Below are 14,191 nucleotides of genomic sequence, written 5' to 3'. Positions count from 1 at the left end.
GCTAGGCCTCGGCGAAGACACTTTGCAGTCGCTGCAGGTCTTCGGGGGTGGTGACCTTGATGTTGTCCGCGCGGCCTTCGACCAGGCGCGGCGCATGCCCCGCCCACTCCATGGCCGAGGCCTCGTCGGTGATGGCGGCGCCCGCGGCCAGGCCGGCGCTCAGGGCGTCACGCAGCGCGCCGAGGCGGAACATCTGCGGCGTATAGGCCAGCCAGACCTGGCTGCGGTCGACGGTCTCGCTCACCCGGCCATCGCGGCCGACGCGCTTGAGGGTATCCCGCGCCGGGACGCCCAGAAGACCACCCACCGGGTCCTGGGCCAGTTCGGCCAGTAGCCGATCCAGATCGGCGCGGCAGAGATTGGGCCGTGCGGCATCGTGCACCAGCACCCAGTCGCCATCGCTGGCGCCCTGCTCGCTCAGCAGCAGCAGGCCGCCCAGCACCGAGTCGGCGCGCTCACGACCGCCCGGGGCGCGCAGGATGCGGGCATCGCGGGCGCAGGCCAGCGTCGGCCACCAGGGGTCTTCCGGCGCCAGGCTCACCGCCAGCCCGCGCAGGCGCGGATGGTCGAGAAAACAGTCGAGGGTGCGCTCCAGCAGGCTGCGGCCGCACAGGTCGAGGTATTGCTTGGGTCGGTCGGCACGCATCCGCGCACCCACACCCGCGGCGGGAATGACCGCCCAGAAGGAAGGCAGAAGGGACATTATTTGGATTGCAGGAAAAGGGTTTCGCCTTGTTTGACCATGCCGAGTTCGTGGCGGGCACGCTCCTCGACGGTCTCCATGCCTTTCTTGAGCTCGACGACCTCGGCTTCGAGGATCTCGTTGCGCTCCAGCAGGCGCTTGTTCTCACCATTCTGGTCGGCGATCTGCTGCTTGAGTTCGCGCACCTGGGCGAAGCTGCCATCACCGACCCACAGGCGATACTGAAGACCGCCAAGCAGCAGGAGCAGGAAGGGGAACAGCCAGTAGGGACTTCGCATGGGAGATAACGGATTCGCGGACGGCGGATGCCGCAAAGGCGGCGGCAGAGACGAAAACAGGATAGAAGCCCGGCTCTACGCTTGTAAACTGGGCATCTATCCTGTGGTCCGTCGGACGTGGCGGAAGGCGACGATCTCTGTCATCGCCTCCCCGGTCGCGCAAACCCTTAGCTGCGGAATTCGGCACGACCGCGGTAAGGCGCCTTGGCACCCAGCTGCTCTTCGATGCGCAGCAGCTGGTTGTACTTGGAGACGCGATCGGAACGGCACAGCGAACCGGTCTTGATCTGACCGGCGGCGGTGCCCACGGCCAGGTCGGCGATGGTGGAGTCTTCGGTCTCGCCGCTGCGGTGGGAGATCACCGCGGTGTAGCCGGCGGCCTTGGCCATCTGGATGGCTTCCAGGGTCTCGGTCAGGGAGCCGATCTGGTTGAACTTGATCAGGATCGAGTTACCGATGCCCTTCTCGATGCCCTCCTTGAGGATCTTGGTGTTGGTGACGAACAGGTCGTCGCCCACCAGCTGCACCTTGCTGCCGATCTTGTCGGTCAGGGCCTTCCAGCCAGCCCAGTCGGACTCGTCCATGCCGTCTTCGATGGAGATGATCGGGAACTGCTCAGTCAGCCCGGCCAGGTAGTCGGCGAAACCGTTGGCGTCGAAGGCCTTGCCCTCGCCGGACAGGTCGTACTGGCCGTCCTTGTAGAACTCGCTAGAGGCGCAGTCCAGGGCCAGGGTCACGTCGGTACCCAGCTCGTAACCGGCATTCTTAACCGCTTCGGCGATGGCGGCCAGGGCGTCGGCGTTGGAGGCCAGGTTGGGCGCGAAGCCGCCTTCGTCACCCACGGAGGTGCTCAGGCCACGGGCCTTGAGCACGGCTTTGAGGTGATGGAAGATCTCGGCACCCACGCGCAGGGCGTCGGCAAAGCTCTTGGCGCCGACCGGCTGGACCATGAATTCCTGGATGTCGACGTTGTTGTCGGCATGCTCGCCGCCGTTGATGATGTTCATCATCGGCACCGGCATGGAGTACTGACCGGGGGTGCCGTTCAGGTTGGCGATGTGGGCGTAGAGCGGCAGGTCCTGGTCTTCGGCAGCGGCCTTGGCGGCCGCCAGGGACACGGCCAGGATGGCGTTGGCGCCCAGCTTGGCCTTGTTGTCGGTACCGTCCAGCTCGATCATGGCGCGGTCCAGGGCCTTCTGGTCGCTCGGATCCTTGCCCAGCAGCAGGTCACGGATCGGGCCGTTGATGTTGCCCACGGCCTTCAGGACGCCCTTGCCCAGGTAACGGCTCTTGTCGCCGTCGCGCAGCTCCAGTGCCTCGCGCGAACCGGTGGACGCGCCGGACGGCGCGGTGGCGCGACCGACGATACCATTGTCCAGGATCACGTCCGCTTCAACGGTGGGGTTGCCGCGGGAATCCAGGACCTCACGTCCCTTGATGTCGACGATGTTAGCCATTTTTGTATCGATCTCCATGTTACCGGTCATTGACGGATCAGCCTTCGGCTGCGCCTGGGCCTTTTGGTTCAGCCGCCGCTTAGGCAGTTTCGATCGGCGTGAACGACTTCACCAGCTCGTCCAGCGCCTTGAGCTGGGCCAGGAAGGGCTCCAGCTTGTCCAGGCGCAGGGCACAGGGGCCGTCGCACTTGGCATGTTCGGGATCCGGATGGGCTTCGAGGAACAGACCGGCCAGGCCCTGGCTCATGCCGGCCTTGGCCAGGTCGGTGACCTGGGCGCGGCGGCCGCCGGCGGAATCGGCACGCCCGCCCGGCATCTGCAGGGCATGGGTGACGTCGAAGAACACCGGGTAGCCGAAGCTCTTCATGATGCCGAAGCCGAGCATGTCGACCACCAGGTTGTTGTAGCCGAAGGAGGAGCCCCGCTCGCAGAGGATCAGTTGGTCGTTGCCGGCTTCTTCGCACTTGGCGAGGATGTGCTTCATCTCCTGGGGCGCGAGGAATTGCGCCTTCTTGATGTTGATCACGGCGTCGGTCTTGGCCATGGCCACCACCAGATCGGTCTGCCGCGAGAGGAAGGCCGGCAGCTGGATGATGTCGCACACCGCCGCCACTGGCGCCGCTTGGTAGGGCTCGTGGACGTCGGTGATCACCGGCATGCCGAAGGTGGCCTTGAGCTCTTCGAAGATGCGCAGGCCGGCTTCCATGCCCGGACCGCGATAGCTGGTCACGGAGGAGCGGTTGGCCTTGTCGAAGCTGGCCTTGAAGACGTAGGGGATGCCCAGCTTCTCGGTCACCTTGACGTATTGCTCGCACACCTGCATGGCCAGGTCGCGGGATTCCAGCACGTTCATGCCGCCGAACAGCACGAAGGGCTTGTCGTTGGCGATCTCGATGCTGCCGACGCGGACGATCTTCTGTGCGGTCATGATCAATCCTTCTTGGCGTAACGCAGTGCGGCGTTGACGAAGCCGCTGAACAGCGGATGGCCGTCACGCGGGGTGGAGGTGAACTCCGGGTGGAACTGGCAGGCGACGAACCAGGGATGATCCGGGGCTTCCACCACTTCGACCAGGGCGCCGTCGCCCGAGCGACCGGAGATCTTCAGGCCGGCGGCCTCGATCTGCGGCAGGAGGTTGTTGTTGACCTCGTAGCGGTGACGGTGGCGCTCGACGATAACGTCCTGGCCGTAGCAGTCGTGCACCTGGGTACCGCCGATCAGCTGGCACTCCTGGGCGCCCAGGCGCATGGTGCCGCCCAGGTCGGAGCCTTCGGTACGGATCTCGGTGGCGCCGGTGGAATCCTGCCATTCGGTGATCAGGCCGACCACCGGGTGGCCACTGGCCTTGTCGAATTCGGTGGAGTTGGCGTCTTTCCAGCCCAGCACGTTACGGGCAAATTCGATGACCGCCACCTGCATGCCCAGGCAGATGCCCAGGTAGGGGATCTTGTTCTCGCGAGCGTACTGCACGGTGGCGATCTTGCCTTCCACGCCGCGCAGGCCGAAGCCGCCGGGCACCAGGATGGCGTCCACGCCCTTGAGCAGATGGGTGCCCTGCTGCTCGATGTGCTCGGAGTCGATATAGCGCAGGTTGACCTTGGTGCGGCTCTGGATGCCGGCGTGGGTCATCGCCTCGATCAGCGACTTGTAGGCGTCGAGCAGCTCCATGTACTTGCCGACCATGGCGATGGTGACTTCCTGCTCGGGGTTGAGCTTGGCGTCCACCACGCGATCCCACTCGGACAGATCGGCCGGCTTGCACTCCAGGCCGAAGCGCTCGACGACGAATTCGTCCAGGCCCTGGGCGTGCAGCACGGAGGGAATGCGGTAGATGGTGTCGACGTCTTCCAGGGAGATGACCGCGCGCTCTTCGACGTTGGTGAAGAGGGCGATCTTGCGGCGGGAAGAGCTGTCGACGGTGTGGTCGGAACGGCAGATCAGCACATCGGGCTGCAGGCCGATGGAGCGCAGTTCCTTGACCGAATGCTGGGTCGGCTTGGTCTTGGTCTCGCCGGCGGTGGCGATGTAGGGCACCAGGGTCAGGTGCATCAGCATGGCGCGGCGCGCGCCGATCTCCACCCGCAGCTGGCGGATGGCTTCGAGGAAGGGCTGCGACTCGATGTCGCCGACGGTGCCGCCGATCTCCACCAGGGCCACGTCGGCATCGCCGGCGCCCTTGATGATGCGTCTCTTGATCTCGTCGGTGATGTGCGGGATCACCTGCACGGTGGCGCCCAGGTAGTCGCCACGACGCTCCTTGCGCAGGACGTCCATGTAGATGCGACCGGTGGTGAAGTTGTTGTTCTGGGTCACGGTGGTGCGGATGAAGCGCTCGTAGTGACCCAGGTCCAGATCGGTCTCGGCGCCGTCATGGGTGACGAACACCTCGCCGTGCTGGAAGGGGCTCATGGTGCCGGGATCCACGTTGATGTAGGGATCCAGCTTGAGCATGGTGACCTTCAGCCCTCTCGCTTCCAGAATGGCGCCCAGGGAGGCCGAGGCGATGCCTTTCCCCAAAGAAGAAACAACACCGCCCGTGACGAAAATAAAGCGCGTCATGAAAATTCCTAGAATCTGCGTTGAGGCGGAGAGCCGCCGATGAAAGCGAGAGCGGTCGGCCTGGCGCCGGACCAATGCACACCGTCCACTCGGGGCGAGCGGAAAATGCGATATAAGACGGGAGCGTAGTCTAGCCTAAAGGTCATCCCAGCTCAAACCCGCCCATGCCGTCTGCGGGCTGCCACTCAAGCCGCCCTCCCCCCGGCAGGCCATCCAGACCGGGCAGGTTGGCCACCGCCAGCAGTTCGTCGCCGCGCCAGAGCAGCGGCAATCGGCCGCGCAGGAACGGCGGCACCCCCTGTTCGTTGAGCAGACGCTTGAGATCGCGACTGCCGCGACCCGGTACGACCAGCCGCTCGCCGCCCTGGCGATAGCCGATTCGCCAGCCGGATACGACGACCGGTACGCTGAATCGCAGGCGACCATTCCCTTGGAGTTCCAGGGTGGTTTCCTGCCCGTTAATGACCTGGGGTGACGGCGTGACCTGCCAGGCCGCGGGCACCCACCAGATCCGCCCTGCCCCCCGGCGCAGACTGCCACCTTCGAGACGCCAGACGGGATCGCCGGCCTCGCCCGCCTCGCGCAATGCCTGCCAACCGGCCCAGTGGGCGCTGTCGGGCTGGCGGGTGAAGCTGTCCAGCCAGACCCGCAGGGCATTGCGCTGGCGTGCCTCGCTCAGGGACTGCAAGGGCGCCAGGGCCAGACTGGGCAAGGGGATCCAGGGGAAAGGCTGTTCGGCCCGCCGGGCCTGCTGCAGATCCAGGCTGGCCAGTTCGCCGAGCAATTCGTCGGCTTCGGCCAGATGCCGGGCACTGCGCGCCATGACCTGATCGACGCCCGGCCAGCGGTCGCGTAGCCGCGGCAGCACCTGGTGCCTCAGGTAATTGCGATCCAGCCGGGTATCGGCATTGCTGGGATCCTCGATCCAGTCCAGCCCCTCGGCTTCGGCATAGGCCAGCAGCGCGCGCCGCGGCTCGTCCAGCAGCGGTCGCCAGAGCCGACCGGCGGCCAAGGAACGGGTCTCGGGCATGCCGGCCAGGCCCTTGACCCCCGCGCCGCGCACCAGCCGCTGCAGCAGGGTCTCCAGCTGATCGTCGCGATGCTGGCCCAGCACCAGGCAGCCCTCCCTGGGCAGCACCCGGGCGAAGGCGGCATAGCGCGCCTCGCGGGCAGCCCGTTCGAGACTGGCGGCGCCATCGATGTGGACGTGCAGGATATCGAGAGGAATGGCCAGCGCTTGGCAGACCCGGGTGCAGTGCGAGACCCAGGCATCCGCCGCGGCTTGCAGACCATGGTGCACATGCACCGCCTGCAGATCGGCGAACAGGCCGCGCTCGCGCAGTCGCGCGAAGAGGTGCAGGAGAACGGTGGAATCGAGTCCGCCGGAAAAGCCCACCCGCCAGTGACGGGTGGGCGGCTGCCGCTCCAGGCGGGCGCGCAGCCGATCCAGCAGACTCATAGGGGCGGGATCAGGCGATGCCGTAGCTCATCAGGCGCTCGTAGCGACGTTCCAGCAGCGCCGGCATGTCGTAGCCCTTGAGTTCGTCCAGCTGTTCCAGCAGCGCGGTGCGCAGGCTGTTGGCCATGGCCTGGGGATCGCGGTGCGCACCACCCAGGGGCTCGTCGATCACCTGGTCGACGATGTTCAGGCTCTTCAGTCGCTCGGCGGTGATGCCCATGGCCTCGGCGGCATCGGGCGCCTTCTCGGCGGTCTTCCAGAGAATGGAGGCGCAACCTTCCGGCGAAATCACCGAGTAGGTGGAGTGCTGCAGCATGTTGAGCTGGTCGCAGACGCCAATGGCCAGGGCGCCACCGGAACCACCCTCGCCGATCACGGTGGCGATGATGGGGGTCTTCAGGCGCGCCATGACGCGCAGGTTCCAGGCGATGGCCTCGCTCTGGCCACGCTCTTCGGCGTCGATGCCCGGGTAGGCGCCGGGGGTATCGATGAAGGTCAGGATCGGCATCTTGAAACGCTCGGCCATTTCCATCAGGCGGCAGGCCTTGCGATAGCCTTCCGGACGCGGCATGCCGAAGTTGCGACGGACCTTCTCGCGGACTTCACGACCCTTCTGGTGACCGATGATCATCACCGGACGGCCTTCCAGACGGGCGATGCCACCGACGATGGCCGGATCGTCGGCGAAGTGGCGGTCGCCGTGCAGCTCTTCGAAATCGCTGAACAGGTAGTTGATGTAGTCGAGGGTGTAGGGACGCAGCGGATGACGCGCCAGACGAGCCACCTGCCAGCTGGACAGGTCGCTGAAGATGCTCTTGGTGAGCGCCTGGCTCTTCTCCTGCAACCGGGCGATCTCGTCACTGATGTTCAGCGCATTGTCGTTACCGACCAGTCGAAGTTCTTCGATCTTGGCCTGGAGATCGGCGATGGGCTGTTCGAAATCGAGATAGTTCGGGTTCATGGGCATCCGTTAGTGCAATCTAGAGCCAAGGGCCGGGGCGCCTACCTTAAGGGATCGGACGGGACAGGTCGAGACTCCTGCCACGTCACCGGCGCCCGCCGCTGGCGAGGGTTGGGACGAAGCGCACGCGGCGCTCGGACTTAACGATAGTTCAGAAAGACGTTCTCCCTGCCGAACTGGTCACGCAGGGTTTGAATCAGGCCGTCGGCCGGGTCGATCCGGTAGTTCTCGCCGAACTGCAGCAGCGCCCGCGCGGTGGGGCCCTGGTAGTCGATGGTGACCGGACAGGCGCCGCGATGACGGCCGCACAACTCGCCCAGCCAGCGCAACCGGTCGCCGGCCAGCGCCTCGCTGCGCACCGCGATCCTGAGGCTTTCCGCCAGGGCGGTCCGGGCCTCTTCCAGACCCAGCACGCGCTTGGCGCGCAGGCGCAGGCCACCGGAGAAATCGTCCTGGCTGACCTCGCCCTCGACGATCACCAGGGCGTCGGTCTGCAAGAGCGCCTGGGCGGCGTTGAAGGCTTCGGCGAACAGCGAGGCCTCGATGCGCCCGGACCTGTCGTCCAGGGTGACGAAGCCCATCTTGTCGCCGCGTTTGTTCTTCATCACCCGCAGGTTGACGATCAGCCCGGCTACGGTCTGGGTCTCGCGCGACGGCTTGAGGTCGACGATGCGCTGGCGCGCCAGCCGGCGCACCTCGCCTTCGTATTCCTCGATGGGGTGACCGGTCAGGTACAGCCCCAAGGTTTCCTTTTCCCCGCGCAGGCGCTCCTTGAGATTGAGCTCGCGGGCGCGCCGGTGGTTGGCATAGACGTCGGCTTCGGGTTCGGCGAAGACGCCACCGAAGAGATCGACATGGCCGCTGTTGTGGCTGCGGGCGGTCTGCTCCGCCGAGGCGATGGCCTCTTCCATGGCCGCCAGCAGCACGGCGCGATTCTGGTCGATGGTCGCCTGATAGGCCTTGAGCTCGTCATGGTAGTGCGGACCCAGGCGGTCCAGGGCACCGGAGCGGATCAGGGCTTCCAGGGTGCGCTTGTTGATGCGCTTGAGGTCGACCCGGGCACAGAAGTCGAAGAGATCCTTGAAGGGGCCTTCGGCCCGCGCCTCGACGATGGCCTCCACCGGGCCCTCACCGACACCCTTGATCGCCCCCAGGCCGTAGACGATGCGCCCGCCGTCGTTGACGGTGAACTTGAACTCGGAAATGTTCACGTCCGGCGTGTCGATGCGCAGCTTCATGTGGCGGCATTCCTCGATGAGGATCACCACCTTGTCGGTGTTGTGCATGTCCGCCGACAGCACCGCGGCCATGAAGGGCGCCGGATAGTGGGTCTTCAGCCAGGCGGTCTGGTAGGACACCAGGCCATAGGCCGCCGAGTGCGACTTGTTGAAGCCGTAGCCGGCGAATTTTTCCACCAGGTCGAAGATGTTGCCGGCCAGGTCCGCATCGATGCCGTTGTTGGCGCAGCCTTCGATGAAGCCGCCGCGCTGCTTGGCCATCTCCTCGGGCTTCTTCTTGCCCATGGCGCGGCGCAGCATGTCGGCCTGGCCGAGGGTATAGCCACCCATGACCTGGGCGATCTGCATCACCTGTTCCTGATAGAGAATGATGCCGTAGGTCGGCGCCAGCACCGGCTGCAGGCCGTCGTACTGGTAGTCCGGGTGCGGATAGGCCAGCTCGGCGCGGCCGTGCTTGCGGTTGATGAAGTCGTCCACCATGCCCGACTGCAGCGGACCGGGACGGAACAGCGCCACCAGGGCGATGAGGTCTTCCAGGCAGTCCGGCTTGAGCTTCTTGATCAGCTCCTTCATGCCGCGGGATTCCAGCTGGAAGACGGCAGTGGTCTCGGCCTTCTGCAGCAGGGCGTAGGTCGGCTTGTCGTCCAGTGGGATGAAGTCGATGTTGAGCGGCTCGCGCCCCTCTGCCACTTCCGTGCGGTTGATGGTCTCCAACGCCCACTTGATGATGGTCAGGGTACGCAGCCCGAGGAAGTCGAACTTGACCAGACCGGCCTGTTCGACATCGTCCTTGTCGAACTGGGTCACCAGGCCATTGCCGTCCTCATCGCAGGCGATGGGCGAGAAATCGGTCAACTTGGTCGGCGCGATCACCACACCACCGGCGTGCTTGCCGGTACCCCGGGTGATGCCCTCGAGCTTCAAGGCCATGTCCCAGATTTCCTTGGCGTCCTCGTCGGTCGCCAGAAAATCGCGCAGCGGCTCCTCCTGCTCGAAGGCTTTCTGCAGGGTCATGCCCACTTCGAAGGGGATCATCTTCGACAGGCGATCGGCCAGGCCATAGGACTTGCCCTGCACCCGCGCCACGTCGCGCACCACCGCCTTGGCGGCCATGGTGCCGAAGGTGATGATCTGGCTCACCGCCTCGCGGCCGTACAGGTCGGCCACGTATTCGATCACCCGGTCGCGACCGTCCATGCAGAAGTCGACGTCGAAGTCGGGCATGGAGATCCGCTCGGGGTTGAGGAAGCGCTCGAACAGCAGGTCATAGGCCAGCGGATCGAGGTCGGTGATCTTGAGTACGTAGGCGACCAGGGAGCCGGCACCCGAGCCCCGGCCGGGGCCGACCGGCACGCCGTTGTTCTTCGCCCACTTGATGAAGTCCATCACGATGAGGAAGTAACCGGGGAAGCCCATCTGGATGATGATGTCGAGCTCGAAGTTGAGTCGGTCGACGTACTCCTGGCGCTTTTCCTCGTAGTTCGGCGTGGTCTCGCGCGGCCAGAGCACGGCCAGGCGCTCTTCCAGGCCCTCGAAGGACACATGGCGCAGGTAGTCGTTGATGGTCATCCCGTTGGGGATCGGGAAGTTGGGCAGGAAGTACTTGCCCAGCTGGATCTCGATGTTGCAGCGCTTGGCGATCTCGACGGTGTTTTCCAGCGCCTCGGGCAGGTCGCTGAACAGCTCGGCCATCTCGGCCGCCGACTTCAGGTACTGCTGGTCGCTGTACTTGCGCTCGCGCCGGGGATCGTCCAGCGGCCGGCCCTCGCCGATGCAGACGCGGGTCTCGTGGGCCTCGAAGTCCTCGGCCTTAAGAAAGCGCACGTCGTTGGTCGCCACCAGGGCGCCCCCGCAGCGATCGGCCAGGGCCACGGCGGCATGCAGGTGCTCTTCGTCACCGACTCGCTCGGTGCGCTGCACCTCCAGATAGAAGCGATCCTGGAAGACCTGCTGCCATTCCTCGAACAGCTGATCGGCCAGCGCCAGGTCACCTTCGAGCAGCGCCAGGCCGATCTCGCCCTCCTTGGAACCGGACAGGGCGATCAGGCCTTCGCTGGCGTCCTTTACCCAGTCGCGCTGGATGACGATCTGACCGTCCTGCTGGCCTTCCTGGAATCCGCGGGACAGCAGCTCGGTGAGGTTGCGATAGCCCTTGGCGTTCATGACCAGCAGGGTCATGCGGCTTAGGGGCGCGTCGCCTTCGCGGCCGGCCAGCCAGATGTCGGCGCCGGCGATGGGCTTGATCCCGGCGCCCATGGCCGCCTTGTAGAACTTGACCAGCGAACAGAGGTTGCCCTGGTCGGTCACCGCCACGGCCGGCATCCCGGCGGCTTCGGCAGCCTTGACCAGCCCCTTCACCCGCACGATCCCGTCGACCAGGGAGTATTCCGTGTGGAGACGCAGGTGGACGAAGGATGCGGACATGGCAGAGACCCCTTGATGCATGAGGCGCGAGATTGTACTGGATTGTCGACCCGGGGTCAGAACGCCACGACGGCCGTCAGTAGGTCGCGATGATCTGGGTGGAGGCCTGGGTCTCGAGGGCGTGCCAGGCATCGCGCACCGGCGCGAAGGAGCGCCGGTGGATGGGCGTGGGCCCCAGGCGCCGGAGCGCGTCGAGATGTTCGCCGGTGGGATAGCCCTTATGCCCGGCCAGGCCATAGCCCGGATAGAGGGCATCCAGCACCTGCATCTCGCGATCGCGGGTCACCTTGGCCAGGATGGACGCCGCGGCGATCGCCGGGACCTGGCTGTCGCCCTTCACCACCGGCGCACTGGGCACCGCCAGCTTGGGACAGCGATTGCCATCGATCAGGGCCAGCCGCGGCTGCACCTGGAGCCCTTCCACCGCGCGCTGCATGGCCAGCATGGTGGCGTGCAGGATGTTCAGCCGGTCGATCTCGGCGACCTCGGCGCGGGCCACGCACCAGGCCAGGGCCTTTTCCTGGATCTCGTCGAACAGGGCTTCGCGGCGCGCCAGCGACAGCTTCTTAGAATCGTTCAGGCCGAGGATGGGCTTGCCCGGATCGAGGATCACTGCGGCGGTGACCACGGCGCCGCACAGCGGACCGCGACCGACTTCGTCGACGCCGGCGACCAGCGCCTCGACCAGATTGAAATCCAGGCCCAGCTGCATCAGCCACGCTGCCGCAGGAGATCCAGCACGGCAGCCGCCGCCTGGACCGAGGCATCGCGCCTCAGGCTGTGATGAATGGCGGCGAAGCTGTCGGTCTGCTGCTGCGGCTGCTCCAGCAGCGGCAGGAGTTCGGCCACCAGCCGCTCCGGCGTCGCGTCGTGCTGGATCAGCTCGGGCACCAGCTTGCGCCCGGCCAGGAGGTTGGGCAGCGAGATGTAGGGACTCTTCACCAGCTGCTTGAGGATCAGATAGGTCAGGGGCGCCACCCGATAGGCCACCACCATGGGTCTCTTGAACAGCAGCGTCTCCAGGGTCGCGGTGCCCGAGGCGATCAGCACGCCATCACAGGCGGCCAGCACCTCATGGGATCGCCCATCGGTCAGCAGCAGCGGCAGCGGCGGCCGACCTTCCAGCAACTGCTCCACCTGCGCCCGCCGCGCCGCATTGGCACAGGGCAGAACGAAGCGCACACCAGGACGTACGGCCAGCAACTGGGCGGCAGCGTCGAGGAACAGGGCACCCAGGCGCCCTACTTCACCGCCGCGACTGCCCGGCAACAGGGCGACGACCTGCCCCTCTTCCGGCAAGCCCAGGGCCTGCCGGGCGGCCAGGCGGTCGCTGTCCAGAGGGATGGTATCGGCCAGTGGATGGCCGACGAAGCGCACCGGCACCTGCTGTTCTTCGTAGAAACGCGCTTCGAAAGGAAACAGGGTCAGCATCAGGTCGCAGCCGTCGCGGATCTTTAGCACCCGCTTCTGTCGCCAGGCCCAGACCGAGGGACTGACATAGTGCACGGCCGGAATGCCGGCGCGATGCAGCTGGGCTTCGATCTCGAGGACGAAATCCGGGGCGTCGATGCCGATGAAGACATCGGGACGGGCGTCGAGCAACTGACTGATCAGCGCCTTGCGCCGACCCAGGAGTTCCCGCAGGCGACCGAGTACCTCGACCAGCCCCATGACCGCCAGACGTTCCATGGGAAATTCGGACACCAGCCCTTCGGCTTCCATCCGCGGACCGCCCACGCCCATGAAGGAGATATTCGGATGCTGCGCACGCAGCGCCTGCATCAGACCGGCGCCGAGCAGATCACCCGAGGCCTCTCCCGCCACCAGCGCCACGCGTAGCGGGCGCTGGGCGAACTCAGCGGGTGATGCCACGCGTCGCACTCAGGATGGAATCGCGGAACACCGCCACTTCGGGAAACTGCTGAGCCACCGGCTCCAGCTCGCGCAGGGCGTCATCGACGGTGAGGCCCTGGCGGTAGACCACCTTGTAGGCGCGGCGCAATTCCTTGATGGCTTCGGCCGAGAAACCCCGGCGGCGCATGCCTTCGAAGTTCATGCTGCGGGCTTCGGCCGGATTGCCGAACACCGTGACATAGGCCGGTACGTCCTTGCCGATGGCCGTGCCCATGCCGGAAAAGCTGTGGGCGCCGATGCGGCAGAACTGATGCACCAGGGTATAGCCGGACAGGATCGCCCAGTCATCGACGTGCACGTGCCCGGCGAGGGCCGTGTTGTTGACCAGGATGCAGTGATTGCCGATCACGCTGTCATGGCCGATGTGCACATAGGCCATCAGCAGGTTGTGATCGCCAAGGGTCGTCTCTTCCCGATCCTGCACGGTACCGCGATGGATGGTGACCCCTTCGCGGATGGTGTTGTGATCGCCGATCCGCAGCCGGGTCGGTTCGCCATGATACTTGAGGTCGGGCGTATCCTCGCCGATCGACGAGAACTGGAAGATACGATTGTGACGCCCGATCACGGTCGGACCCTTGAGGATGACGTGAGGCCCGATGACGGTCCCCTCGCCAATCTCGACATCCGGTCCGATGATCGACCAGGGGCCGACCTGGACATCGGCGGCGAGCCGTGCCTTGGGGTCGACGATAGCCCTGGGGTCAATCAACGTCATAGCTTGCGTTCCGCACAGATGATTTCAGCCGAGCAGACCGGCTTGTCGTCCACACTGGCGTGGCATTCGAATTTCCAGATGCCGCGCTTGGTGCTGATGAAGCGAGCGTCGAGCATCAGCTGATCGCCCGGCGTCACCGGCTGGCGAAACCGCAGCTTATCCGATCCGACGAAGTAGTACAGGGTGCCATCGGCCGGCGAGGAATTCATCATCTTGAAACCGAGCACGCCGGCAGCCTGGGCCATGGCTTCGACGATCAGCACGCCCGGCATGATCGGATGCTGGGGGAAGTGGCCGGTGAAGAAGGGCTCGTTGATGCTGACGTTCTTGTAGGCACGAATGCGCTTGGCTTCGATATCCAGCTCCAGCACGCGATCCACCAATAGAAAGGGATAGCGATGCGGGAGATATTCACGGATCTCGTTGATGTCCATCATGGTCGGGGAAGGCCTGTTCAGAAAGGGGAAACATCCGATGCAG

12 protein-coding genes are annotated in these 14,191 nt (G+C 65.4%); all 12 read right to left on the bottom strand.

Translation table 11 applies throughout. The annotated features are described in order from the left end of the window. Position 1 precedes the first annotated feature (1 nt). The 12 genes from ispD to fabZ all read right to left on the bottom strand — a co-directional run bounded on the left by ispD (position 2) and on the right by fabZ (position 14,148). Positions 2–703, bottom strand: a complete 702-nt coding sequence (ispD, locus tag DBY63_RS03735; protein ID WP_074583784.1) for a 2-C-methyl-D-erythritol 4-phosphate cytidylyltransferase — start codon at positions 701–703, stop codon at positions 2–4. Next, positions 703–981, bottom strand: a complete 279-nt coding sequence (locus tag DBY63_RS03730) for a septum formation initiator family protein (RefSeq protein ID WP_007159473.1) — start codon at positions 979–981, stop codon at positions 703–705. The genes ispD and DBY63_RS03730 overlap by 1 nt, the downstream gene beginning before the upstream one ends. 167 nt (positions 982–1,148) lie before the next feature. Continuing rightward, the gene (eno, locus tag DBY63_RS03725; RefSeq protein WP_007159474.1) at positions 1,149–2,438 is read right to left on the bottom strand and encodes a phosphopyruvate hydratase; all 1,290 of its coding nucleotides are present in this window, start codon (positions 2,436–2,438) and stop codon (positions 1,149–1,151) included. 79 nt (positions 2,439–2,517) lie between these two features. After that, the gene (kdsA, locus tag DBY63_RS03720) at positions 2,518–3,366 is read right to left on the bottom strand and encodes a 3-deoxy-8-phosphooctulonate synthase (protein ID WP_007159475.1); all 849 of its coding nucleotides are present in this window, start codon (positions 3,364–3,366) and stop codon (positions 2,518–2,520) included. Between the two features lie 2 nt (positions 3,367–3,368). Next, a complete protein-coding gene (locus DBY63_RS03715) occupies positions 3,369–4,997 on the bottom strand; it encodes a CTP synthase (RefSeq protein ID WP_007159476.1) in 1,629 nt (542 codons plus the stop codon). Positions 4,998–5,139: 142 nt separating this feature from the next. Next, positions 5,140–6,456 carry a tRNA lysidine(34) synthetase TilS gene (tilS, locus tag DBY63_RS03710; RefSeq protein ID WP_108581290.1) on the bottom strand — a complete coding sequence of 439 codons (1,317 nt, stop codon included), beginning with the start codon at positions 6,454–6,456 and terminating at the stop codon, positions 5,140–5,142. Positions 6,457–6,466: 10 nt separating this feature from the next. Further along, positions 6,467–7,417 (bottom strand): acetyl-CoA carboxylase carboxyltransferase subunit alpha, encoded by a 951-nt coding sequence (locus tag DBY63_RS03705; protein WP_017639042.1) that lies wholly within the window; start codon positions 7,415–7,417, stop codon positions 6,467–6,469. A gap of 140 nt (positions 7,418–7,557) precedes the next feature. Beyond that, positions 7,558–11,079 carry a DNA polymerase III subunit alpha gene (dnaE, locus tag DBY63_RS03700; protein ID WP_044341493.1) on the bottom strand — a complete coding sequence of 1,174 codons (3,522 nt, stop codon included), beginning with the start codon at positions 11,077–11,079 and terminating at the stop codon, positions 7,558–7,560. Positions 11,080–11,155: 76 nt separating this feature from the next. Continuing rightward, positions 11,156–11,791 (bottom strand): ribonuclease HII, encoded by a 636-nt coding sequence (gene rnhB / locus DBY63_RS03695; RefSeq protein ID WP_108581289.1) that lies wholly within the window; start codon positions 11,789–11,791, stop codon positions 11,156–11,158. Continuing rightward, positions 11,791–12,951, bottom strand: coding sequence for a lipid-A-disaccharide synthase (gene lpxB / locus DBY63_RS03690; RefSeq protein ID WP_108581288.1), 1,161 nt, complete (start codon positions 12,949–12,951; stop codon positions 11,791–11,793). Before lpxB ends, rnhB begins: the two co-directional genes overlap by 1 nt. Next, a complete protein-coding gene (lpxA, locus tag DBY63_RS03685) occupies positions 12,935–13,711 on the bottom strand; it encodes an acyl-ACP--UDP-N-acetylglucosamine O-acyltransferase (protein ID WP_108581287.1) in 777 nt (258 codons plus the stop codon). The genes lpxB and lpxA overlap by 17 nt, the downstream gene beginning before the upstream one ends. After that, positions 13,708–14,148, bottom strand: a complete 441-nt coding sequence (gene fabZ / locus DBY63_RS03680) for a 3-hydroxyacyl-ACP dehydratase FabZ (RefSeq protein WP_007159483.1) — start codon at positions 14,146–14,148, stop codon at positions 13,708–13,710. The genes lpxA and fabZ overlap by 4 nt, the downstream gene beginning before the upstream one ends. Positions 14,149–14,191 lie beyond the last annotated feature (43 nt).

Source organism: Pseudomonas sp. RIT411, assembly GCF_003057735.2.
In the GTDB taxonomy this organism is placed as follows: domain Bacteria; phylum Pseudomonadota; class Gammaproteobacteria; order Pseudomonadales; family Pseudomonadaceae; genus Chryseomonas; species Chryseomonas oryzihabitans.
This window is presented reverse-complemented; position numbering and strand designations above follow the sequence as displayed.